Origin of the sequence: Pantoea sp. Cy-640, from assembly GCF_011752635.1 — a bacterium.
Taxonomy (GTDB): Bacteria; Pseudomonadota; Gammaproteobacteria; order Enterobacterales; family Enterobacteriaceae; genus Pantoea; species Pantoea dispersa.
Map to the genome: position 1 here is coordinate 454251 of NZ_VWXB01000004.1, position 23891 is coordinate 478141.

A 23891-nucleotide genomic window follows, 5' to 3' on the forward strand; every position below is an offset into this window, starting at 1 on the left:
AGAACGGTGGCGCGCCTATCGGAGCGAGATCCACGGATGGGTCGGGTCACCAGGCCAATGCATCGGCAACGTGAAGAATGGAAGCCGGGTCACATTTTATCGTTTGGATTAAGTACCTCTGTCAACCGTTGTTGCAGCACGGAGCGCATTTCGGCATCCAGCGCACGTCGTTCGCTGTTGGCAAGGATGAACAAATCCTCCACCCGTTCGCCGATGGTACTGATGCGGGCGCCGTGCAGCGAAACACCGAGGTCAGCAAACACTTCGCCCACGCGCGCCAGCAAACCTGGCTGGTCCAGCGCCACCAGCTCCAGATAGCTGCGGCGGTCGGTATGGGTGGGCAAAAAGTTGACTTCGGTATCGACGCTGAAGTGTTTCAGACGTGACGACGGCCGGCGCGTACGCGGTGGCACCCACTGCGTTTGGGTGATCGCCTGCTCCAGCGCCTGAATAATCAGCGGATGGCGATCCGCTGCCAGCGGACTGCCGTCCGGCTCCAGCACAATAAAGGTGTCCATGGCCATGCCGTCGCGGCTGGTAAAGATCTGCGCATCGTGCACGCTCAGATTACGGCGGTCGAGCTCTCCGGCTACGGCGGCAAACAGGTACGGGCGATCCGGGCTCCAGATGAAGATCTCGGTGCCGCCGCGCGTGGCCTGCGGGCTCACCAGCACCAGCGGTTTGCTGAGGTCATGATTGATCAGATGCCGCGCGTGCCACGCCAGCTGGTTGGGCGTATGGCGCAGGAAGTAGTCGGCGCGGCAGCGGCTCCAGATATGGTGCAGGCGCTCTTCGTTGAGATTTTCCATGCGCAGCAGCGCCAGCGCCTGCAGCCGGTGATGACGCACGCGCTCGCGCAGATCCGGGCTGTTCTCCATACCGCGGCGCAGCTGTTTTTCGGTGGCGAAGAACAGCTCACGTAGCAGGCTCTGTTTCCAGCTGTTCCACAGGCTTTCATTGGTGGCACAGATGTCGGCAACTGTCAGGCAGGCCAGATAGCGCAGCCGGTTTTCATTTTGCATCACTTCAGCAAACTGCTGAATCACCGTGGGGTCCTGAATGTCGCGACGCTGAGCAGTCACCGACATCAGCAGGTGATGACGCACCAGCCACGCCACCAGCTGCATTTCGCGCGAATTGAGGCCGTGCAGCTCAGCAAAGTCCAGCGCGTCCTGCGCGCCGAGAATCGAGTGGTCGCCGCCGCGCCCTTTAGCGATATCGTGCAGCAGCGCAGCCATCAGCAGCAGCTCCGGCTGCGGCAGGCGCGGCCACAGCTCGACGCACAGCGGGTGCATCGGGCGCGTGGCTTCGTCGGCAAAACTTTCCAGCTTCTGCAACACGCGGATGGTGTGCTCATCCACGGTGTAGGCATGGAACAGGTCGAACTGCATCTGGCCGACAATATTGCCCCACAGCGGCGTATAAGCCCACAGTACGCTGTGGCGATGCATCGGCAGCAGCGCGCGCTTTACCGCGCCTGGATGGCGCAGAATCGCCATAAAGGTGCGGCGCGCTTCGGGGATCTGACACAGCGGCTGTTGCAGATGACGGCGGGCGTAGCGCAGCTGGCGCAGCGTGGTGGAATAGATGCCGGTGATGGTTTCGTTACGCACCATCACGTAAAACATGCGCAGAATCGCCTGCGGCTCGCGCTCAAACAGCGTGGGATCGCGCAGGTCAATCAGATTACCGCGCAGCTGAAAATCCTCATCGATGCTGCGCGGCTTCTCGGTGGTCGACAGCGCCAGAATGGCTTCGTCAAACAGCTGCAGCAGCATCTGGTTCAGCTCGCCGATACGGCGCGTGACGCGATAGAAATCTTTCATCATGCGCTCAACCGGCTCATTGCCTTCGCCGCCATAGTTGAGGCGCTGTGCCACGTTGAGCTGGCGATCGAACAGTAAGCGGTTATCGTAGCGCGGCAGCGTCAGGTGCAGCGCGAAACGGATGCGCCAGAGAAATTCCTGGCACTCATTGATCTCATTGCGTTCGGCTTCAGTGAGAAAGCCAAAGCCGACCATCTCATCCATGGTGGTGGCGCCAAAGTGGCGGCGCGCGACCCACTGCAGAGTATGAATGTCGCGCAGCCCGCCCGGGCTGCTTTTGATATCCGGTTCGAGGTTGTAGCTGGTGCCGTGATAGCGCTGATGGCGTTCCAGCTGCTCCTCAATTTTGGCGGCGAAGAAGCGTGACGACGGCCAGAAACCGTCGCTGAAGATATTCTTTTGCAGTTCGAGAAACAGCGCCACGTCGCCGGTCAGCATGCGCGACTCAATCAGGTTGGTGGCGACGGTGAGATCCGACAAGCCCTCCAGCAAACACTCTTCCAGCGTGCGTACGCTGTGGCCGACCTCCAGCTTGAGATCCCACATCAGCGTCAGTAATTCTGAGGTGCGCTGCGCGGCAGCTTCGTCCAGTGGCTGACGGCTCAGGATCAGCACGTCGATGTCCGACAGCGGATGCAGCTCACCGCGGCCATAGCCGCCCACCGCCACCAGCGCAATCTCTTTCATCTGGTCAAAGCCAAACAGTCGCCATAGCCGGCGCAGCAGGCGATCGATAAACAGCGTGCGCGCATCAATCAGTGATTCAATATCGCTGCCGGCGTCAAAAGCGCTGCCCAGATGCTGCTGGAACTGTTCAAGATACTGTTTGAGTTTGTCGCGCGTCAGCGCGTCGTCTGGCCAGCTGGCGGGGGAATCGGTCAGGCCTTTGTGTACTGCTTCGGTCACGCTACCACTCATCAACATGCCTCTTCTGCGCCATAAAAAGCGGGCTTAACGCCGTGATGCCGTTCAGTTAGCCACCGTCCGTGACATCACCGCAGTAGCGGCGCGGGTTAACGCGCAACTGATGGCGCCGCTACGGGAGGTGCAGGGATGGTGAACCTAAACTGACAGGCGTTCGTTTTGAGCCGGCCTGTTATCCTGATGACGAGCGTTACGCGTTGTTTTCCAGCACCGCTGGAATAGTGTCGTCGGCGCGCAGCGTCAGGATTTCACAGCCGTTTTCCGTCACCACAATAGTATGCTCATACTGTGCGGACAAGCTGCGATCTTTGGTTTTCACCGTCCAGCCATCTTTCATGGTGCGGATGCGATAATCACCGGCGTTTACCATCGGTTCGACGGTAAACGTCATGCCAGCCTGCAGCACCACGCCGCTGTCGTCGGCATCGTAATGCAGCACCTGCGGCTCTTCATGGAAGCCTTTACCGATGCCGTGTCCGCAATACTCGCGAACCACGGAAAAATCCTGTGCTTCCACGTATTTCTGAATCGCCCGGCCCAGTTCACGCAGGCGAATGCCCGGCTTCACCAGACGCAGCGCAATGTACAGGCTCTCCTGCGTAACCCGGCACAGGCGCTCGCCCTGAATCGTCGGTTTACCGACGATGAACATCTTTGACGTATCACCATGGTATTCATCTTTGATCACCGTGACGTCGACGTTAACGATATCGCCGTCTTTCAGCACGCGATCGTCGCTGGGAATACCGTGACATACCACTTCGTTGACCGAAATACACACCGATTTCGGGAAGCCGTGGTAGCCGAGACAGGCTGAAATGGCCTGCTGCTTTTCGGTGATGTGCTGGTGGCACAGACGGTCAAGCTCGCCGGTGGTGACGCCCGGCACGACGTGTGGAGCGATCATCTCCAGCACTTCTGCAGCCAGACGGCCCGCCACGCGCATTTTTTCGATTTCTTCTGGGGTTTTGATTGAAATGGCCATTAAATAATCCGCAATCGCCGCAATTTTCGACAATAATGAGTTCTGTGGCAGTCATGTTAGCAGTCAGCAAATAGGCTGCCAAATCGGGATTACAGCGTGCCGCTCATGTTAACAACTGTTGGCGTATTCCTGCGCATTGTGGTATAAAGCGCGCCGACGATTCTCTGTCACCTCGTATGAGAGGGCAGGAAACGCATAAATCTCATTATGTGTACTAAAACACACATGTATCGACACGTACGCCGGGGTGCCTCGTAAGAGGTCGGTTGTATGGGATACATGGAGGCCCAACCCCAAACAAACTTTTAGAGGTAATCATGGCAACTGTTTCCATGCGCGACATGCTCAAGGCTGGTGTTCACTTCGGTCACCAGACCCGTTACTGGAACCCAAAAATGAAGCCATTCATTTTCGGTGCGCGTAACAAAGTTCACATCATCAACCTTGAGAAAACCGTACCAATGTTCAACGAAGCCCTGGCTGAGCTGAACAAGATCTCTTCCCGTAAAGGTAAGATTCTGTTTGTTGGTACCAAGCGCGCTGCTGCCGAAGCGGTAAAAGAGTCTGCACTGAGCTGCGACCAGTTCTTCGTTAACCACCGCTGGCTGGGTGGTATGCTGACCAACTGGAAAACCGTTCGTCAGTCAATCAAACGCCTGAAAGATCTGGAAACTCAGTCTCAGGACGGTACTTTCGACAAACTGACCAAGAAAGAAGCACTGATGCGTGCTCGTGAGCTGGCCAAGCTGGAAAACAGCCTGGGCGGTATCAAAGATATGGGCGGTCTGCCGGATGCACTGTTCGTTGTTGACGCTGACCACGAACACATCGCAATCAAAGAAGCAAACAACCTGGGTATCCCGGTATTTGCTATCGTTGATACTAACTCTGATCCAGACGGCGTTGATTTCGTTATCCCAGGTAACGACGATGCGATCCGTGCTGTAAGCCTGTACCTGACTGCCGTTGCCACTACCGTGCGCGAAGGCCGTTCACAGGACCTGGCTGAGCAGGCTGAAGAAGCTGCTGAAGCTTAATAAGGTTCGCTCTTTCTGAGAGCCCTTAGACATCAGATGTGATCTGTTAAGGGGCCGTGAAGGCCCCTTTATTTATCTCACTTAGTCACGCACCCTGTTCGGGCTGGCGGGGCAAGTAAATTTTCCGCAACAAGTTTCTGACAGTGTGAAAGCACTGCGAGACGAATCGAGGATTCTGGAATGGCTGAAATTACCGCTGCACTGGTAAAAGAACTGCGCGAGCGTACTGGCGCAGGCATGATGGACTGCAAAAAAGCGCTGACCGAAGCGAACGGCGACATTGAGCTGGCGATCGAGAACATGCGTAAGTCTGGTGCGATCAAAGCTGCTAAGAAAGCAGGCAACGTGGCTGCTGACGGCGTGATCAAAACCAAAATCGCTGACGGCTACGCCGTGATTCTGGAAGTGAACTGCCAGACTGACTTCGTGGCAAAAGATGCCGGTTTCCAGGCCTTTGCTGACAAAGTGCTGGACGCTGCTGCTGCCGGTAAAGTGACTGATGTGGAAGTTCTGAAAGCGCAGTTCGAAGAAGAGCGCGTGGCACTGGTTGCGAAAATCGGTGAGAACATCAACATCCGTCGTGTTGCTGTGCTCGAAGGTGCTGAGCTGAACGGCTATCTGCACGGCGCACGTATCGGCGTACTGGTTTCTACCACCGGCGCTGATGAAGAGCTGAGCAAGCAGATTGCGATGCACGTTGCTGCCAGCAAGCCAGAGTTCGTGAAGCCAGAAGACGTTTCTGCTGACGTGGTTGAGAAAGAGTACCAGGTTCAGCTGGACATCGCGATGCAGTCTGGCAAGCCAAAAGAGATCGCAGAGAAGATGGTTGAAGGCCGTATGAAGAAATTCACCGGCGAAGTCTCTCTGACCGGTCAGGCTTTCGTTATCGATCCGAGCAAAACTGTTGGCCAGGCGCTGAAAGAGAAAGGCGCTGACGTGATCAACTTCATCCGCTTCGAAGTGGGCGAAGGCATTGAGAAAGTCGAATCTGACTTTGCAGCCGAAGTTGCTGCCATGTCCAAACAGTCTTAATGGTTTGCAGGAACCGCCGAGAGGCGGTTCTTTTTTGTCTGCGTTTTGGCGCAGCAATTTTCAGTCTCATCCCAATAGCTTTTCTCACGCGCTAAGCGGATGATCGATCAGATTTAACTTCTCATTCATCTTATCTTCCAGGAAGAATTGACCATGGCGACCAACGCAAAACCTGTATATCAACGTATCTTACTGAAACTGAGCGGCGAAGCACTGCAGGGTGCCGAAGGTTTTGGTATCGACGCGAGCGTGCTTGACCGTATGGCGCAAGAGGTGAAAGAGCTGGTTGAGCTGGGCATTCAGGTGGGTGTGGTAATTGGTGGCGGTAACCTGTTCCGTGGCGCGGGTCTGGCGCAGGCAGGTATGAACCGCGTGGTCGGCGACCACATGGGGATGCTGGCGACCGTGATGAACGGCCTGGCAATGCGTGACGCACTGCACCGTGCGTACGTCAACGCGCGCCTGATGTCGGCGATTCCGCTGAACGGCGTGTGTGATAACTACAGCTGGGCAGAAGCCATCAGCCTGCTGCGCAATAACCGCGTGGTGATTTTCTCTGCCGGTACCGGCAACCCGTTCTTTACCACCGACTCAGCGGCCTGCCTGCGCGGCATCGAAATCGAAGCGGACGTGGTACTGAAAGCTACCAAGGTCGACGGCGTCTACTCAGCCGACCCGGTGAAAAATCCGGATGCCACGCTGTATGAACAGCTGACCTACGGTGAAGTGCTGGAAAAAGAGCTGAAAGTGATGGATCTGGCCGCCTTTACGCTGGCGCGCGACCATCAACTGCCGATCCGCGTCTTCAATATGAACAAGCCTGGCGCGCTGCGTCGCGTAGTGATGGGTGAAAAAGAAGGCACCCTGATTACGCATTAATACCCGACGCAGGATAAAATAAGGTATATTCTGTTGGCGCGCTGCACTGCTGTCGCGCAGCATTCAGGATGATCGATGTTTATCGATACCGTTTCCGTTCCGCTGCGTCCGGAAGTGGCCAGGTCAAACCGAATCCAAGGGTTTCAACGTGATTAACGATATTAAAAAAGATGCTGAAACGCGCATGGACAAATGCGTGGAAGCATTCAAAAACACCATCAGCAAAGTGCGCACCGGTCGTGCTTCGCCTTCACTGCTCGACGGCATCGTTGTGGAATATTACGGTACGCCAACGCCGCTGCGTCAGCTGGCCAGCGTCACCGTTGAAGATTCACGCACGCTGAAAATCAACGTGTTCGATCGCTCAATGGGTCCGGCAGTCGAGAAAGCCATCATGGCTTCTGACCTCGGCCTCAACCCAAGCTCAGCCGGTAGCGACATCCGTGTTCCACTGCCTGCGCTGACCGAAGAGCGTCGTAAAGATCTGATCAAGGTTGTGCGTGGCGAAGCCGAGCAGGGCCGTGTTTCCGTGCGCAACGTGCGCCGTGACGCGAACGACAAGATCAAGGCGCTGCTGAAAGACAAAGAGATCAGCGAAGACGACGAACGTCGCTCGCAGGACGAGATCCAGAAAATGACTGACGTTCGCATCAAGCACGTTGATGCGGCGCTGGCCGAGAAAGAGAAGGAACTGATGGAATTCTGATTCCGTCATTTGCCTGACAAAACGCCGTTCAGAGACGTAGTACGACTCTGGCGGCGTTTTACATTGTGCCCGCCGTACGCGCGGGCGCGCACCACGACTTCACAGGGACAGCACCATGAAGCGATTAACTCTGCTGGGTTCGACCGGCTCAATTGGCACCAGCACGCTGGCGGTAGTGGCAGCGCATCCTGAGCGCTATCAGGTGACTGCGCTGGTGGCTGGTCAGAATGTGGCGCTGATGGCCGAACAGTGTCAGCAATTTAAACCGCGCTACGCGGCGATGTCCGACGACGCTTCCGCTGCGGCGCTGCGTGAACGACTGAAAGCACTCAACATCGATACGGAAGTGCTCTCCGGCGTTCAGGCCGCCTGCGAACTGGCCGCACTGGATGAGGTCGATCAGGTGATGGCCGCTATTGTGGGCGCTTCCGGTTTACAACCGACGCTGGCCGCCATTCGCGCTGGCAAAACCGTCCTGCTTGCCAATAAAGAATCGCTTGTCACATGCGGCCGTTTGTTTATGGAGGCGGTACGCCAGCATCAGGCGCAGCTGCTGCCGGTCGACAGCGAGCACAACGCCATTTTTCAGAGTTTGCCCGCTTCCATACAGCATCAGTTGGGGTACGCTGATCTGCGGGAGAATGGCATCGAGTCGATTCTCCTTACGGGATCGGGTGGTCCTTTTCGTGACACGCCATTAGCCGAGCTGGCCGCTATGTCGCCAGATCAGGCCTGTGCGCATCCGAACTGGTCAATGGGGCGTAAAATCTCCGTTGATTCGGCCACCATGATGAATAAAGGTCTTGAATACATTGAAGCCCGCTGGCTGTTCAACGCCACCGACGCACAAATGGAGGTCATCCTGCATCCGCAGTCGGTGATTCACTCCATGGTGCGATACTGCGATGGTAGCGTGCTGGCACAGCTGGGTTCACCCGATATGCGCACGCCAATCGCCCACAGCATGGCCTGGCCGGCACGTATTACCGCAGGCGTAACGCCGCTTGATTTCACCCGAATGAAGGCGCTGACGTTTGCTGAGCCGGACTACGCACGCTATCCCTGCCTGAAGCTGGCAATCGATGCATGCGCAACCGGACAGGCGGCCACCACCACGCTGAACGCAGCCAATGAAGTCGCGGTAGCGGCATTTCTGCAGCATCAGATTCGCTTTACCGATATCGCGGCCATCAACAGTGAAGTGCTGGCAACCCTGCAGTGTCAGGAGCCGGGCAGCGTGGATGACGTGATGGAGATTGATCGGATCGCACGCGTGCGGGCTACGGCGTTGCTGCCGCGCTTTCGTTTAGCCGGTTGATGGTGGCGCTATTTGTTCGCTCAGGGTGAAAATGGTATAGTCGCTCGCTCGCGTTTTACGGCCCGACATTGTTTCGATGTCATCCGGTGAGGTTACCGGCGTTTGCCGCAGGCGCAATGTATTCAGAAACCACAGCATTTCTGATGAAAGGAATTATTACGCGTTATGTCGTCCAACAATCACAATACAATCGATGACGGGTCGTACTGCACGCCACGTCACGTGGCCATCATTATGGATGGTAATGGTCGCTGGGCAAAAAATCAGGGCAAACTGCGTATTTCAGGCCACAAAGCCGGGGTAAAATCAGTACGCCGGGCCGTCAGCTTTGCGGTCAGCAACAAGCTGGAAGCGCTCACGCTCTATGCGTTCAGCAGTGAAAACTGGAGCCGACCGGTACAGGAAGTGACGGCCTTAATGGAATTGTTTGTCTGGGCGCTCGACAGCGAAGTCAAAAGCCTGCACAAGCACAATGTGCGTCTGCGCATTATTGGTGATATCAGCCGTTTCAATAACCGCATTCAGGAACGCATTCGCCGCGCCGAGGAACTGACTCAGCAAAATGATGGACTCACCCTCAACATTGCTGCCAACTATGGCGGCCGTTGGGATATTATCCAGGGTGTAAAAAAACTGGCTGAACAGGTTCAGGAAGGACTGCTACGTCCTGACCAGATAACTGAAGAAAATCTGGCTCCGCATCTGTGTATGCAGGAGCTGGCGCCGGTGGATTTAGTGATAAGGACCGGGGGAGAGCATCGGATCAGCAACTTCCTGCTGTGGCAGATCGCCTATGCTGAGTTTTGGTTTACCGATGTTCTCTGGCCTGATTTTGATGAACACGTTTTTGAAGGTGCACTGAATGCATTCTCTCTGCGGGAGCGACGCTATGGCGGCGCTGCACCAGGCGGCGCCTGAGCAACCTGGGGGTAACCTTTGCTGAAGTCTCGTCTGATCACCGCGTTTATTCTGATTCCGCTGGTGATCGCTGCTCTGTTTTGGTTGCCGCTGTCCGGTTTTGCGATTACCACCATCATCATCTGCATGCTTGCCGCCTGGGAGTGGGGGCAGCTGGCGGGGATGGCAACGCGTCAGCAGCGTATCTGGCTGGCGGTGCTATGCGGCCTGCTGCTGGCGGTGATGCTGTTCACCCTGCAACCCTATCAACGTAATCTGCACCAGTTCCAGATGGAGAGCTCGCTCTGGGCCTCGCTGGGCTGGTGGATTGTCGCGCTGTTTCTCGTGCTGTTTTATCCGGCCTCCGCTGCGCTGTGGCGCGCATCGCGTCCGCTGCGCCTGCTGTTTGGCGTGCTGACCGTGGTGCCGTTCTTCTGGGGCATGATGGCGCTGCGCCAGTATCACTATGACACCGATCATTTCGCCGGCGCCTGGTGGCTGCTGTTCGTGATGTTCCTCGTCTGGGGCGCGGATTCCGGTGCTTACATGTTTGGTCGTCTGTTCGGCAAGCATAAGCTGGCGCCGAAAGTCTCGCCGGGCAAAACCTGGGAAGGCTTCTTTGGCGGACTGCTGTCATCGGCGATTATCGCCTGGCTGTTTGCGCTGCTGGCCCCGCTGTCGGTGGCGCCGGGCACGCTGATTATCTGCGCCGTGATTGCCACGCTGGCCTCCGTGCTGGGCGATCTCACGGAAAGTATGTTCAAACGTGAAGCCGGTATCAAAGACAGCGGTAACCTGATTCCGGGGCACGGTGGTATCCTCGATCGCATTGATAGCCTGACAGCCGCGGTGCCGGTATTTGCCTGCCTGCTGCTGCTGGTGTTCCGCACCCTCTGAGGATAAGCGACGATGTTGAGCATACTCTGGAGTTTTGTCGCTTTTATCGTGGCGCTCGGCGTGCTGATTACGGTGCACGAGTTCGGCCACTTCTGGGTGGCGCGTCGCTGCGGTGTCAAAGTAGAACGCTTCTCGATCGGTTTCGGCAAAGCCCTGTGGCGTCGCACTGACCGCCAGGGCACGGAATACGTGATCGCGCTGATTCCGCTCGGTGGCTACGTCAAAATGCTCGACGAGCGCGTAGAGAGTGTGCCCGCTGAGCTGCGTCATCAGGCCTTCAACAATAAAACCGTGCTGCAGCGTGCCTCAATCATTGCCGCCGGTCCCATCGCCAATTTCATCTTTGCCGTATTTGCCTACTGGGTGGTGTTCATCCATGGTGTGCCGGGTGTTCGCCCGGTGGTCGGCGAAATTATGAGCGGTTCCGTCGCGGCAGAAGCGCAAATTACCTCCGGCATGGAACTTAAAGCGGTTGACGGTATCGAAACGCCTGACTGGGATGCTGTGCGCCTGGCGCTGATTGGTAAAATCGGCGACAGCAGCGCCACGCTGACCGTGTCACAGTTTGGTCAGCAGGCGACGCAGCAGAAGCAGCTCAATCTGCGTGACTGGCAATTTGAACCGGACAAACAGGACCCGGTGGTCGCTTTAGGTATTCGACCGCGCGGGCCGCAAATCGAAACCACGCTGGCAGAAGTGCAGGCGCGTTCACCGGCAAGTGCTGCCGGTTTGCAAGCCGGCGACAGGATCGTTAAAGTCGATGGTCAGCCATTAACGCAATGGCAGGTTTTTGCGGCTCAGGTTCGGGATAATCCCGGCAAAAACATGGCGCTGGAGGTTGAGCGTAACGGTGAACCGTTAACGCTGACGCTAACGCCGGAAGCGAAACCGGGCAACGCAGCGGAAGGTTTTGCCGGGGTGATCCCGCGTGTGATCCCGCTGCCGGATGAGTACAAAACGGTAAAACAGTACGGACCTTTCGCCGCGATTGGTGAAGCCGGTGTCAAAACCTGGCAACTGATGAAGCTGACGGTTTCGATGCTGGGCAAGTTGATAACCGGGGACGTCAAGCTGAATAACCTGAGCGGGCCAATTTCGATTGCGCAGGGTGCCGGATTATCAGCTGAATATGGGGTGATTTATTACCTGATGTTCCTCGCGCTGATTAGCGTCAACTTAGGGATCATCAATCTGTTCCCTCTGCCGGTTTTAGATGGTGGACATCTGCTCTTTCTGGCGATCGAAAAGATCAAAGGTGGACCGGTGTCCGAGCGAGTTCAGGACTTCAGTTATCGCATCGGCTCAATTTTGCTGGTGCTTTTAATGGGGCTTGCACTTTTCAATGATTTCTCTCGCCTGTAATCGCTGGAACGCAGACAGGCGCGGGATGTGTTAGGAAAACGCATAACAACGATGGCGATGAAAAAGTTGCTCATAGCGTCGCTGCTGTTTAGCAGCGCCACCGTTTACGGTGCAGACGATTTCGTAGTGAAGGACATTCATTTCGAAGGTCTACAGCGAGTCGCCGTCGGCGCGGCTCTGCTCAGCATGCCGGTACGCGTCGGTGATACGGTGAATGATGATGACATCAGAAACACCATTCGCTCACTGTTCGCTACCGGTAACTTTGAAGATGTCCAGGTTCTGCGTGACGGCACCACCCTGATTGTTCAGGTGAAGGAACGTCCGACCATTGCCAGCATCACCTTCTCCGGTAACAAAGCGGTGAAAGAGGATCAGCTGAAGGAGAACCTTGAGGCCTCCGGTGTGCGCGTCGGCGAAGCGCTTGACCGCACCACGCTCTCTTCCATCGAGAAGGGGCTGGAGGACTTTTACTACAGCGTCGGTAAATATACCGCCAGCGTTAAAGCCATCGCAACGCCGCTGCCGCGTAACCGTGTCGATCTTAAATTCGTCTTCCAGGAAGGCGTCTCGGCCAAGATCCAGCAGATCAACATTGTCGGCAACAAAGCGTTCAGCTCAGACGAACTGATCTCCCGCTTCCAGCTGCGCGATGAAGTGCCGTGGTGGAACGTGGTGGGCGATCGTAAATACCAGAAACAGAAACTGGCGGGCGATCTCGAAACCCTGCGCAGCTTCTATCTGGATCGCGGTTATGCGCGTTTCAATATTGATTCCACGCAGGTGAGCCTGACGCCGGACAAGAAAGGCATCTACATCACCGTCAACATCACTGAAGGCGATCAGTACAAGATTGCCGGCGTGATCGTCAACGGCAGCATGGCGGGTCACTCGGCGGAAATTGAGCACCTGACGCAGATTCCTAACGGTGAGCTGTATAACGGCACCAAAGTCACCCAGATGGAAGATGACATTAAGAAGCTGCTGGGCCGTTATGGCTACGCCTATCCACGCGTGGTGACGCAGCCGGAAATCAACGATGCGGATAAAACCGTTAAGCTGCACATCAACGTTGATGCCGGTAACCGTTACTACGTGCGTAAAGTGCGTTTTGAAGGTAACGACACCTCGAAAGATGCCGTACTGCGCCGCGAAATGCGTCAGATGGAAGGCGCATGGCTGGGCAGCGACCTCGTCGATCAGGGCAAAGAGCGCCTGAACCGTACCGGTTACTTCGAAACCGTGGACGTTGATACCCAGCGCGTTCCGGGCTCGCCAGACCAGGTTGACGTGGTTTACAAAGTCAAAGAGCGTAACACCGGTACCTTCAACTTTGGTGTTGGTTACGGTACGGAGAGTGGCGTCAGCTTCCAGGTCGGCGTGACCCAGGAGAACTGGCTCGGCACCGGTAATACCGTCGGCATCAGCGGTACCAAGAACGACTACCAGACTTACGCAGAATTCTCACTCACCGATCCGTACTTCACGGTGGACGGTGTGAGCCTCGGCGGCCGCCTCTTCTACAACGACTTTAAAGCGGATGATGCTGATCTCTCCGACTACACCAACAAAAGTTACGGTGTGGACGGTACGCTCGGCTTCCCGGTTAACGAAAACAACACGCTGCGCGTTGGCTTAGGTTATGTGCACAATGACCTGTCCAACATGCGTCCGCAGGTGGCGATGTGGCGTTACCTTGACTCGGTGGGTCGTCATCAGGGGCTAAATGATGACGGTGATTTCTCTGCGGATGACTTCACCTTCAACTACGGCTGGACGTACAACACGCTCGATCGTGGTTTCTTCCCGACGCGCGGTAACCGTACCAACCTGAACGGTAAAGTGACCATTCCGGGCTCTGATAACTCGTTCTATAAAGCGACGCTGGACACCCAACAGTACGTGCCGCTGAACCGTGATGGCACCTGGGTGGTGCTGGGTCGTGGCCGTGTTGGCTACGGTGACGGACTCGGTGGCAAAGAGATGCCGTTCTATGAGAACTTCTACGCCGGCGGTTCCAGCACCGTGCGTGGCTTCCAGTCCAACACCATTGGTCCGAAAGCCGCTTACCTGAACGATCGTTCGTCGAGCTGTAATCTGACCGATCCGGACGGCATCTGTAAGTCTGACGATGCGGTGGGCGGTAACGCCATGGCGATCGCCAGCCTTGAGCTGATTACGCCAACGCCGTTCCTGAGCGAAAAATATGCAAACTCAGTACGTACCTCGGTATTTATGGATGCCGGTACCGTCTGGGATACCAAGTGGCAGAACACCGCGGAAACCCGCGCGGCGGGCATTCCGGACTACAGCGACCCGAACAACATTCGCGTCTCTGCCGGTCTTGCGCTGCAGTGGATGTCGCCACTTGGACCACTGGTGTTCTCCTACGCACAGCCAGTGAAAAAAGTCGAGGGAGACAAAGCAGAACAGTTCCAGTTTAACATCGGTAAAACCTGGTAAGGTTCTGAGCACGGAAGCAGAGTCGTAGTACGGCATCGCGCCGGCGCCAGACGGGAGCCGGACGATGCCAACACTGTGTCGCTGACACAAACGTTGATGGTAAGGAGTTTATAGTGAAAAAGTTGTTGTGTGCCGCAGGTCTGGGTCTTGCTTTAGCGGTTTCCGCGGGCGTTCAGGCTGCTGACAAAATTGCAGTGGTAAACGTGTCCAGCATTTTCCAACAGTTACCGCAACGTGCGACCGTTGCTAAACAGCTGGAAAACGAATTCAAGGGCCGTGCCACTGAGCTGCAGAGCCAGGAGCGCGATCTGCAGACTAAAATGCAGAAACTGCAGCGTGATGGTTCAACCATGAAGGCCAGCGACCGCAGCCGCATGGAAAAAGACATCATGTCACAGCGCGAAGCGTTCTCGACGAAAGCGCAGGCTTTCGATCAGGATAACCGCCGTCGTCAGATGGAAGAGCGTAACAAACTGCTGAGCCGTATTCAGGACGCAGTGAAGAAAGTGGCGGACAGCGAAGGGTATGACGTGGTAATCGACGCCAATGCCGTTGCCTATGCTTCTAACGCGAAAGACATTACTGCTGACGTGCTGAAACAGGTTAAATAATCGATGTCATCAATTCGACTGGCTGATTTAGCCCAGCAGTTGGATGCAGAATTGCACGGAGATGGCGATATCGCCATCTCCGGCATTGCTTCTATGCAATCCGCCACCCCTGGTCAAATCACTTTTCTTGCCAACAGCCGCTACCGCGAGCAGCTCGCACAGGTTCAGGCCTCAGCCGTGGTGCTGACGGAAGCGGATCTGGAGTGGTGTAAAACCGCCGCGCTGGTGGTGAAAAACCCTTACCTGACTTATGCCCGCATGGCACAACTGCTGGACACCACGCCGCAGCCCGCGCAAAATATCGCGCCCAGCGCCGTGATCGATCCGAGCGCGAAGCTGGGGAACAATGTCTCGGTGGGCGCTAACGCGGTCATCGAGTCCGGCGTTGAGTTGGGTGATGACGTGGTGATTGGCGCCGGCTGCTTTGTCGGCAAGCGCACGCGCATTGGCCGTGGTTCCCGTTTGTGGGCCAACGTTACGGTTTATCATGAGATCCAGATTGGTCAGGATTGTCTGATTCAGTCTGGCACCGTGATTGGTGCCGATGGTTTCGGTTATGCTAACGACCGCGGCAACTGGGTGAAAATTCCTCAGCTGGGCACCGTGGTGATTGGCGATCGGGTAGAAATTGGTGCCTGTACCACGATCGATCGCGGTGCGCTGGATAACACTCTGATCGGCAATGGTGTTATCATAGACAACCAGTGTCAGATTGCGCATAACGTCGTGATTGGTGATAACACCGCGGTTGCCGGTGGTGTGATCATGGCGGGTAGTCTGAAGATTGGGCGTTACTGTATGATTGGCGGAGCCAGCGTCATTAACGGCCATATGGAAATCTGTGACAAAGTGACGGTAACCGGCATGGGCATGGTCATGCGTCCCATCACAGAGCCTGGGGTATACTCATCGGGTATCCCGCTGCAACCCAACAAAACCTGGCGTAAAACGGCAGCGCTGGTGATGAACATCGATGACATGAGCAAACGCTTAAAAGCCATCGAACGCAAGGTCGGCAAAGACGACTGAGTACATCCCGGCTCTACCCGCTTTCATAATAAAGCAGCGTACCTTCTTTCACCTCGGGGTTAACCAGAGTGCGGCAGCAGGTATCATGGTAAGCGAAACGCCACTGAACTGATTTGCGGCCTGCGAAAGATCATTTTGATCGGTGCAGGCCGTGTTATTGTTGCCATCAGATTTTTTAGGACAGGAAGAGTATTTTGACAACTGAAACGCATACTCTGAAAATTGAAGAGATTTTAGAACTGCTGCCGCACCGCTACCCGTTTTTGCTGGTTGACCGCGTGCTGGAATTTGAAGAGCATAAATATCTGCGTGCGGTAAAGAACGTTTCTGTTAATGAACCGTTTTTCCAGGGACACTTCCCTGGTAAACCGATTTTCCCAGGCGTTCTGATCCTGGAAGCGATGGCGCAGGCGACCGGTATTCTGGCGTTTAAAAGCGTTGGAAAACTGGAACCGGGCGAGCTGTACTATTTCGCCGGTATCGACGAAGCCCGTTTCAAGCGTCCGGTAGTGCCGGGCGACCAGATGATCATGGAAGTCACCTTCGAGAAGACCCGCCGTGGCCTGACGCGCTTCAAAGGCGTGGCAACCGTAGACGGTAAGATTGTCTGTGAAGCGACCATGATGTGTGCCCGTAGCCGGGAGGCATAATTAGTGATTGATTCAACCGCCAGCATCCATCCAACGTCCATCATTGAAGAAGGTGCGGTGATCGGCGCCAACGTCCAAATCGGTCCGTTTTGTGTTGTCGGAGCGAACGTGGAAATTGGCGAAGGCACGGTGCTGAAATCGCACGTGGTGGTGAATGGCCACACGCGTATCGGTAAAGATAATCAGATCTACCAGTTCGTTTCGATTGGCGAAGTGAATCAGGATCTGAAATATGCCGGTGAACCGACCCGCGTTGAAGTCGGCGATCGCAACCGCATCCGCGAGAGCGTCACCATTCATCGTGGCACCACGCAGGGTGGCGGGCTGACCAAAGTCGGCAGCGACAACCTGCTGATGGTCAATGCGCACATTGCCCATGACTGCGTGATCGGCAATCGCTGTATTCTGGCCAACAACGTAACGCTGGGCGGCCACGTTACCGTGGATGATTTTGCCATCATCGGCGGCGTGACGGCGGTGCACCAGTGGTGCACCATTGGTGCCCACGTGATGGTAGGCGGTTGTTCCGGCGTCGCGCAGGACGTGCCGCCGTACGTGATTGCGCAGGGCAACCATGCCACGCCGTTCGGTGTCAATATCGAAGGCCTGAAGCGTCGTGGCTTCAGCAAAGAAGCACTGCACGCCATTCGTAACGCGTACAAGCTGCTGTACCGCAGCGGTAAAACGCTGGATGAAGTGAAGCCGGAGATCGAAGAACTGGCCAAACTTCATAGCGAAGTGCAGCCTTTCTACGACTTCTTTGCCCGTTCTACCCGTGGATTGATTCGTTAATTCATGTCAGTGCGTCCCTTAACGATTGCCCTGGTCGCCGGAGAAACCTCCGGCGATATTCTTGGTGCCGGATTGATTCGTGCGCTGAAAGCGCGCCATCCTGACGCGCGCTTCGTTGGCGTTGCCGGTCCGCTGATGCAGGCCGAAGGCTGCGAAGCCTGGTACGAGATGGAAGAGCTGGCGGTAATGGGCATCGTTGAGGTGCTTGGCCGCCTGCGCCGTTTGCTGCACATCCGCAAGGATTTAACCCAGCGCTTTACCGAGCTGCGGCCGGATGTCTTCGTCGGCATCGATGCCCCGGATTTCAACATCACGCTGGAAGGCAACCTCAAGCGTGCCGGCATTCGCACCATTCATTACGTCAGTCCCTCCGTGTGGGCCTGGCGACAAAAGCGCGTGTTCAAAATTGGCCGTAACACCGATCTGGTGCTGGCGTTTCTGCCTTTTGAAAAAGCGTTTTACGATCGCTACAACGTGCCGTGTCGCTTCATCGGGCACACCATGGCCGATGCGATGCCGCTGCAGCCGGACAAACTGGCCGCGCGGCGTGAATTAGGCATCGCTGACGATGCGCTGTGCCTTGGCCTGCTGCCGGGCAGCCGCGGCGCGGAAGTGGAGATGCTCAGCGCCGATTTCCTGCGCGCTGCACAGCTGCTGCGCCAGCGCTATCCGGCGCTGGAGATCGTGGTGCCGCTGGTTAACGCGAAGCGGCGCGCGCAGTTCGAGCAGATTAAAGCCAGCGTCGCGCCGGAATTGCCGATGCACCTGCTGGATGGCAAAGGGCGCCAGGCAATGATCGCCAGCGACGCGGCGATTCTGGCTTCCGGCACTGCAGCGCTGGAGTGCATGCTGGCGAAATGCCCGATGGTGGTGGGCTATCGTATGAAGCCGTTCACCTTCTGGCTGGCGAAGCGACTGGTGAAAACCCCGTACGTTTCGCTGCCTAACCTGCTGGCCGGCCGTGAGCTGGTGCAGGAGCTGCTGCAGGAGGAGTGCCAGCCTGCAGCGTTAGCCGCGGCGCTGGAGCCGCTGTTGCATGCCGGTCCGGAGCGTGACGCGCTGCTGGCCACTTTCACCCAATTGCATCAGCAGATTCGCTGGAACGCCGACGAACAGGCGGCGGATGCGGTACTGGAGATTGCCAATGGCTGAATTTATCTATCCTGATGCCCGGCTGATTGCCGGCGTTGATGAAGTCGGACGTGGCCCGCTGGTCGGTGCCGTGGTGACCGCCGCCGTGATCCTCGATCCGGCGCGGCCGATTGCCGGCCTGGCAGATTCCAAAAAGCTGTCTGAAAAGCGCCGCCTTGCGCTGTTTGATGAAATCAAAGAGAAAGCGCTGGCGTGGAGCCTGGGCCGCGCTGAGCCGGAAGAGATCGATCAGCTGAACATCCTGCACGCCACCATGCTGGCGATGCAGCGCGCGGTTGCCGGTCTGCATATTGCACCGGATTTTGTCCTGATTGATGGCAACCGCTGTCCGGTGCTGCCGATGCCGTCGCAGGCGGTGGTGAAGGGCGATAGCCTGGTGCGGGAAATCAGCGCTGCCTCGATTATTGCCAAAGTCACGCGCGACCGTGAAATGGCCGAGCTGGACCTGCTGTTTCCGCAGTACGGTTTCGCCCAGCACAAAGGCTATCCGACCGCGCTGCACATGGAAAAACTGACGCAGTTTGGTGCCACACCTCACCACCGCCGCAGCTTTGCGCCGGTGCGTAACGCCCTGATTGATGCTGATGTGCTGGCCGCGCGCCAGCCGACTACGCTTTAATAGCCTGACGCTGTTTTAACCGGAAACTGATATGGCTGAGCCTCGTTTTATACATCTGCGCGTACACAGCGATTACTCCATGGTCGATGGTCTGGCCAAGACCGGGCCGCTGGTAAAAAAGGCGGCCGCGCTCGGCATGCCAGCCATTGCCATCACCGACTACACCAACCTGTGCGGGCTGGTGCGCTTTTATGGTAGCGCGCACAGCGCCGGTATCAAACCGATCGTCGGGGCCGACTTCCAGGTGGCCAGCGATTTGATGGGCGATGAGCTGACGCAGCTCACCGTGCTGGCCGCTAATAACACCGGTTACCAGAATCTGACGCTACTGATTTCGCGCGCTTACCAGCGCGGTTACGGTATCGCCGGACCGATTATCGATCGCGACTGGCTACTGGAGCTGGGCGAAGGGTTGATTCTGCTGTCGGGCGGACGGCGCGGCGACGTCGGCCGCAGCCTGCTGCGCGGCAATAACGCGCTGGTGGCGCAGTGCCTGAGCTTCTATCAGCAGCATTTCCCTAACCGCTACTATCTGGAACTGACGCGTACCGGCCGGCCAGACGAAGAGGCCTATCTGCACGCCGCGGTTGAGCTGGCGATTGCTGAATCGGTGCCGGTGGTGGCCACCAATGAAGTCTGCTTCCTCAACGAAGAAGATTTTGATGCCCATGAAATCCGCGTGGCGATTCACGACGGCTACACGCTGGACGATCCTAAACGTCCGCGCAACTACAGTCCTCAGCAATATATGCGCAGCGAAGAGGAGATGTGCGAGCTGTTCTCGGACATCCCGGAAGCGCTGGAAAACAGCGTGGAGATTGCTAAGCGTTGTAACGTCACGGTGCGCCTCGGCGAATACTTCCTGCCGCAGTTCCCGACCGGCGACATGTCGACCGAAGATTTCCTGGTGATGAAGTCGCGCGAAGGGCTGGAGGAGCGCCTGGCGTTTCTCTTCCCGGATGAGCAGGTGCGTGCCGAACGCCGGCCGGAGTATGACGAGCGTCTCGACATTGAGCTCAACGTCATTAACCAGATGGGCTTCCCCGGCTACTTCCTGATCGTGATGGAGTTTATCCAGTGGTCGAAGGACAACGGCATTCCGGTGGGGCCGGGGCGTGGTTCCGGTGCCGGTTCACTGGTGGCCTATGCGCTGAAAATTACCGATCTCGATCCACTGGAGTTTGACCTGCTGTTCGAACGTTTCCTTAACCCGGAACGTGTCTCGATGCCCGACTTTGACGTCGACTTCTGCATGGAAAAACGTGACCAGGTGATCGATCACGTGGCTGAGATGTACGGCCGCGATGCGGTGTCGCAGATTATCACCTTTGGTACCATGGCGGCGAAAGCGGTGATTCGCGACGTCGGCCGGGTGCTGGGGCATCCGTACGGCTTTGTTGATCGCATCTCGAAACTGATCCCGCCGGATCCGGGCATGACGCTGGAAAAAGCGTTCCAGGCGGAACCGCAGCTGCCGGAGATCTACGAAGCTGACGAAGAGGTCAAAGCGCTGATCGACATGGCGCGCAAGCTGGAAGGGGTCACGCGTAACGCCGGCAAGCACGCCGGTGGCGTGGTCATTGCGCCGACCAAAATCACCGATTTTGCACCGCTGTACTGCGATGAGAACGGCCAGTTCCCGGTCACCCAGTTCGATAAAAACGACGTGGAATACGCCGGACTGGTGAAGTTTGACTTCCTCGGCCTGCGCACGCTGACCATCATCGACTGGGCGCTGAAGATGATCAACCCGCGGCGCGAAAAGCAGGGGTTACCGCCAATCGATATCGCTGCCATCCCGCTGGATGACAAAAAAAGCTTCGACATGCTGCAGCGCTCGGAAACCACCGCGGTGTTCCAGCTTGAATCGCGCGGCATGAAAGATCTGATCAAGCGCCTGAAGCCGGACTGCTTCGAAGATATGATCGCACTGGTGGCGCTGTTCCGTCCGGGGCCGCTGCAGTCGGGCATGGTCGATAACTTTATTGACCGTAAGCACGGCCGTGAAGCCATCTCTTACCCGGATATTCAGTGGCAGCATGAGAGCCTGAAGCCGGTGCTGGAGCCGACCTACGGCATCATCCTCTATCAGGAACAGGTGATGCAGATTGCCCAGGTGCTGTCCGGCTATACGCTGGGCGGCGCGGATATGCTGCGTCGTGCCATGGGTAAAAAGAAGCCGGAGGAGATGGCCAAGCAGCGTTCGGTGTTCCAGGATGGTGCTGAGAAGATGGGCATCAACGGCGAACTGTCGATGAAAATCTTCGATCTGGTGGAGAAGTTCGCGGGCTACGGCTTTAACAAGTCGCACTCTGCTGCTTATGCGCTGGTCTCCTATCAGACGCTGTGGCTGAAAGCGCACTATCCGGCCGAGTTCATGGCGGCGGTGATGACCGCCGATATGGATAACACCGAGAAGGTGGTTGGACTGGTGGATGAGTGCTGGCGCATGGGGCTGAAAGTGCTGCCGCCAGACATTAACTCCGGGCTCTATCCGTTCCACGTCAACGATGACGGGGAGATCGTGTACGGCATCGGCGCCATCAAAGGCGTGGGTGAGGGGCCGATCGAAGCGATCCTCGAAGCGCGTAATCAGGGCGGCTACTTTAAAGAGCTGTTTGATCTCTGCGCGCGCACCGACACCAAAAAGATCAATCGTCGCGTGATGGAAAAACTGATCATGTCCGGCGCGTTCGATCGTCTTGGCCCGCACCGCGCGGCGCTGATGAGCGCGCTGGGTGACGCCCTGAAAGCGGCGGATCAGCATGCCAAAGCCGAAGCGACGGGACAGGCGGATATGTTCGGCGTGCTGGCCGAAGAGCCCGAGCAGGTTGAGCAATCTTATGCGGCCATTACGCCGTGGCCGGAGCAGGTGCAGCTGGATGGCGAGCGTGAGACGCTCGGTCTGTATCTCACCGGCCATCCGATCAATCAGTATCTGAAAGAAATTGAGCGCTACGTTGGCGGCATGCGCCTGAAAGACATGCATCCAACAGAACGTGGTAAAGTGACCGTTGCGGCCGGGCTGGTGATTGCCGCCCGCGTCATGGTCACCAAGCGCGGCAACCGAATTGGTATCTGTACTCTTGACGACCGCTCTGGCCGTCTCGAGGTGATGTTATTTACCGATGCGTTAGATAAATACCAGCAGCTGCTGGAGAAGGACCGTATCCTGATCGTCAGTGGACAGGTCAGCTTTGATGACTTTAGCGGTGGGCTTAAAATGACCGCCCGGGAAGTCATGGACATCGACGAAGCGCGGGAAAAATACGCGCGCGGACTTGCTATCTCGCTGACGGACAGGCAAATTGATGACCAGCTTTTAAACCGTCTCCGCCAGTCTCTGGAGCCTCATCGCTCCGGGACCATTCCGGTGCATCTCTATTATCAGAGAGCAGATGCGCGGGCGAAGCTGCGCTTTGGTGCAGCGTGGCGTATTTCGCCCAGCGATCGTTTACTCAACGATTTGCGGTCGTTAGTAGGGTCGGAGCAGGTGGAACTGGAGTTTGACTAAAACAGGAACATTATGAGTCTTAATTACCTGGATTTTGAACAGCCAATCGCTGAACTGGAAGCGAAAATCGACTCGCTGAAATCGATTGGTCGTTCGGATGAGAAACACGATATTAATCTGGATGAAGAAGTGCAGCGTCTGCGCGAGAAAAGCGTCGAGCTGACCCGTAAAATCTTCTCCGATTTGGGTGCATGGCAGGTTGCGCAGCTGGCGCGCCATCCACTGCGTCCTTATACGCTGGACTATGTCCGCAATGCGTTTGACGATTTTGACGAGCTGGCCGGTGACCGCGCCTATGCCGATGATAAAGCCATTGTCGGCGGCATCGCTCGTCTGGATGGGCGTCCGGTGATGGTCATTGGCCATCAGAAAGGCCGCGAAACCAAAGAGAAAATCCGGCGTAACTTCGGTATGCCAGCACCCGAGGGCTACCGTAAAGCGCTGCGTCTGATGGAGATGGCTGAGCGCTTTAAGATGCCGCTGATCACCTTCATCGACACGCCGGGTGCCTATCCGGGCGTGGGCGCGGAAGAGCGCGGTCAGTCTGAAGCGATTGCCCGCAACCTGCGCGAGATGTCAGGCCTGAAGATCCCGGTGATCTGTACCGTGATCGGCGAAGGCGGCTCCGGCGGCGCGCTGGCGATTGGCGTTGGCGATAAAGTGAATATGCTGCAGTACAGCACCTATTCGGTGATCTCACCGGAAGGCTGTGCGTCGATTCTGTGGAAGAGCGCTGACAAAGCGCCACTCGCCGCAGAAGCGATGGGCATAACCGCCGGGCGTCTGAAAGAGCTGAAGCTGATCGATTCGATCATCCCGGAACCGCTGGGCGGCGCGCACCGTCATCCGGTGGACATGGCGGCAGCGCTCAAGCAGCAGCTGCTGGCCGATCTGGCCGATCTCGATGTGCTGAGCACGGAAGAGCTGCTTAACCGCCGCTATCAGCGCCTGATGAGCTACGGCTACGCGTAAGCGCCGAAAAGCCTTCACAGAAGCGGACCCCGGTCCGCTTTTTTTATGCCTGTTTTCCGCGATCAGGCTTGAGTTCCCCGCAGGTGCGGCATTTATACCGGTGCGCATTGAGGTACAAACCGGCCACATGGGTAACACTTTAGACCGGGCACATGGGTAACAGTTATAAACGGCATAGCAGAGGAGACTCACTATGCCCTGGACTGAGACTGTTACCATGCAACGC

General features: G+C 56.7%; 19 protein-coding genes. 17 read left to right on the top strand and 2 right to left on the bottom strand.

The window, feature by feature from the left end; all coding sequences use genetic code 11:
* Positions 1-89: 89 nt before the first annotated feature.
* Complete coding sequence (gene glnD / locus F3J36_RS13565; RefSeq protein WP_021507492.1) at positions 90-2744, bottom strand: bifunctional uridylyltransferase/uridylyl-removing protein GlnD; 2655 nt, start codon at positions 2742-2744, stop codon at positions 90-92.
* A 196-nt stretch (positions 2745-2940) separates the two neighbouring features.
* Positions 2941-3735: a type I methionyl aminopeptidase gene (gene map, locus F3J36_RS13570; protein WP_021507491.1), complete on the bottom strand. Its 795-nt coding sequence runs from the start codon at positions 3733-3735 to the stop codon at positions 2941-2943.
* 317 nt (positions 3736-4052) lie between these two features.
* Here map and rpsB point away from each other — a divergent pair, with 317 nt between their 5' ends.
* The 17 genes from rpsB (at position 4053) to accA (ending at position 23665) form a co-directional block, all read left to right on the top strand.
* On the top strand, positions 4053-4772 hold the full coding sequence (gene rpsB, locus F3J36_RS13575; protein WP_031279692.1) for a 30S ribosomal protein S2: 720 nt from the start codon (positions 4053-4055) through the stop codon (positions 4770-4772).
* 180 nt (positions 4773-4952) lie between these two features.
* Positions 4953-5804, top strand: a complete 852-nt coding sequence (gene tsf / locus F3J36_RS13580; RefSeq protein WP_058780470.1) for a translation elongation factor Ts — start codon at positions 4953-4955, stop codon at positions 5802-5804.
* 153 nt (positions 5805-5957) lie between these two features.
* Positions 5958-6683, top strand: a complete 726-nt coding sequence (gene pyrH / locus F3J36_RS13585; RefSeq protein ID WP_010616191.1) for a UMP kinase — start codon at positions 5958-5960, stop codon at positions 6681-6683.
* Between the two features lie 148 nt (positions 6684-6831).
* Positions 6832-7389 carry a ribosome recycling factor gene (gene frr / locus F3J36_RS13590; RefSeq protein ID WP_021507488.1) on the top strand — a complete coding sequence of 186 codons (558 nt, stop codon included), beginning with the start codon at positions 6832-6834 and terminating at the stop codon, positions 7387-7389.
* 115 nt (positions 7390-7504) lie between these two features.
* Complete coding sequence (ispC, locus tag F3J36_RS13595) at positions 7505-8707, top strand: 1-deoxy-D-xylulose-5-phosphate reductoisomerase (protein ID WP_058774798.1); 1203 nt, start codon at positions 7505-7507, stop codon at positions 8705-8707.
* 165 nt (positions 8708-8872) lie between these two features.
* Positions 8873-9625 (top strand): (2E,6E)-farnesyl-diphosphate-specific ditrans,polycis-undecaprenyl-diphosphate synthase, encoded by a 753-nt coding sequence (gene ispU / locus F3J36_RS13600; protein ID WP_166719871.1) that lies wholly within the window; start codon positions 8873-8875, stop codon positions 9623-9625.
* An 18-nt stretch (positions 9626-9643) separates the two neighbouring features.
* Complete coding sequence (gene cdsA, locus F3J36_RS13605; protein ID WP_010616187.1) at positions 9644-10501, top strand: phosphatidate cytidylyltransferase; 858 nt, start codon at positions 9644-9646, stop codon at positions 10499-10501.
* Between the two features lie 12 nt (positions 10502-10513).
* Complete coding sequence (gene rseP / locus F3J36_RS13610) at positions 10514-11863, top strand: sigma E protease regulator RseP (RefSeq protein ID WP_058759530.1); 1350 nt, start codon at positions 10514-10516, stop codon at positions 11861-11863.
* A 51-nt stretch (positions 11864-11914) separates the two neighbouring features.
* Positions 11915-14326: an outer membrane protein assembly factor BamA gene (gene bamA, locus F3J36_RS13615; protein WP_021507483.1), complete on the top strand. Its 2412-nt coding sequence runs from the start codon at positions 11915-11917 to the stop codon at positions 14324-14326.
* 113 nt (positions 14327-14439) lie between these two features.
* Positions 14440-14937, top strand: coding sequence for a molecular chaperone Skp (skp, locus tag F3J36_RS13620; protein ID WP_021507482.1), 498 nt, complete (start codon positions 14440-14442; stop codon positions 14935-14937).
* Between the two features lie 3 nt (positions 14938-14940).
* Complete coding sequence (lpxD, locus tag F3J36_RS13625) at positions 14941-15966, top strand: UDP-3-O-(3-hydroxymyristoyl)glucosamine N-acyltransferase (protein ID WP_021507481.1); 1026 nt, start codon at positions 14941-14943, stop codon at positions 15964-15966.
* A gap of 194 nt (positions 15967-16160) precedes the next feature.
* Complete coding sequence (gene fabZ, locus F3J36_RS13630; protein WP_013507953.1) at positions 16161-16616, top strand: 3-hydroxyacyl-ACP dehydratase FabZ; 456 nt, start codon at positions 16161-16163, stop codon at positions 16614-16616.
* A 3-nt stretch (positions 16617-16619) separates the two neighbouring features.
* Positions 16620-17408: an acyl-ACP--UDP-N-acetylglucosamine O-acyltransferase gene (lpxA, locus tag F3J36_RS13635; RefSeq protein WP_021507480.1), complete on the top strand. Its 789-nt coding sequence runs from the start codon at positions 16620-16622 to the stop codon at positions 17406-17408.
* 3 nt (positions 17409-17411) lie between these two features.
* Complete coding sequence (lpxB, locus tag F3J36_RS13640; RefSeq protein WP_058759532.1) at positions 17412-18560, top strand: lipid-A-disaccharide synthase; 1149 nt, start codon at positions 17412-17414, stop codon at positions 18558-18560.
* The gene (rnhB, locus tag F3J36_RS13645) at positions 18553-19179 is read left to right on the top strand and encodes a ribonuclease HII (protein WP_088516621.1); all 627 of its coding nucleotides are present in this window, start codon (positions 18553-18555) and stop codon (positions 19177-19179) included. Before lpxB ends, rnhB begins: the two co-directional genes overlap by 8 nt.
* Before the next feature lie 31 nt (positions 19180-19210).
* On the top strand, positions 19211-22693 hold the full coding sequence (gene dnaE, locus F3J36_RS13650; RefSeq protein WP_058759534.1) for a DNA polymerase III subunit alpha: 3483 nt from the start codon (positions 19211-19213) through the stop codon (positions 22691-22693).
* 12 nt (positions 22694-22705) lie between these two features.
* Positions 22706-23665 (top strand): acetyl-CoA carboxylase carboxyl transferase subunit alpha, encoded by a 960-nt coding sequence (accA, locus tag F3J36_RS13655; RefSeq protein ID WP_021507476.1) that lies wholly within the window; start codon positions 22706-22708, stop codon positions 23663-23665.
* Positions 23666-23891: the final 226 nt, after the last annotated feature.

Excerpts from the sequence above, each read along its gene's own strand:
- rnhB (WP_088516621.1), top strand. The coding sequence starts at position 18,553 with ATGGCTGAATTTATCTATCCTGATGCCCGGCTGATTGCCGGCGTTGAT.
- lpxB (WP_058759532.1), top strand. The coding sequence starts at position 17,412 with ATGTCAGTGCGTCCCTTAACGATTGCCCTGGTCGCCGGAGAAACCTCC.
- glnD (WP_021507492.1), bottom strand. The coding sequence starts at position 2,744 with ATGAGTGGTAGCGTGACCGAAGCAGTACACAAAGGCCTGACCGATTCC.
- accA (WP_021507476.1), top strand. The coding sequence starts at position 22,706 with ATGAGTCTTAATTACCTGGATTTTGAACAGCCAATCGCTGAACTGGAA.
- rpsB (WP_031279692.1), top strand. The coding sequence starts at position 4,053 with ATGGCAACTGTTTCCATGCGCGACATGCTCAAGGCTGGTGTTCACTTC.
- ispU (WP_166719871.1), top strand. The coding sequence starts at position 8,873 with ATGTCGTCCAACAATCACAATACAATCGATGACGGGTCGTACTGCACG.
- tsf (WP_058780470.1), top strand. The coding sequence starts at position 4,953 with ATGGCTGAAATTACCGCTGCACTGGTAAAAGAACTGCGCGAGCGTACT.
- pyrH (WP_010616191.1), top strand. The coding sequence starts at position 5,958 with ATGGCGACCAACGCAAAACCTGTATATCAACGTATCTTACTGAAACTG.
- dnaE (WP_058759534.1), top strand. The coding sequence starts at position 19,211 with ATGGCTGAGCCTCGTTTTATACATCTGCGCGTACACAGCGATTACTCC.
- bamA (WP_021507483.1), top strand. The coding sequence starts at position 11,915 with ATGGCGATGAAAAAGTTGCTCATAGCGTCGCTGCTGTTTAGCAGCGCC.
- ispC (WP_058774798.1), top strand. The coding sequence starts at position 7,505 with ATGAAGCGATTAACTCTGCTGGGTTCGACCGGCTCAATTGGCACCAGC.
- rseP (WP_058759530.1), top strand. The coding sequence starts at position 10,514 with ATGTTGAGCATACTCTGGAGTTTTGTCGCTTTTATCGTGGCGCTCGGC.
- map (WP_021507491.1), bottom strand. The coding sequence starts at position 3,735 with ATGGCCATTTCAATCAAAACCCCAGAAGAAATCGAAAAAATGCGCGTG.
- lpxD (WP_021507481.1), top strand. The coding sequence starts at position 14,941 with ATGTCATCAATTCGACTGGCTGATTTAGCCCAGCAGTTGGATGCAGAA.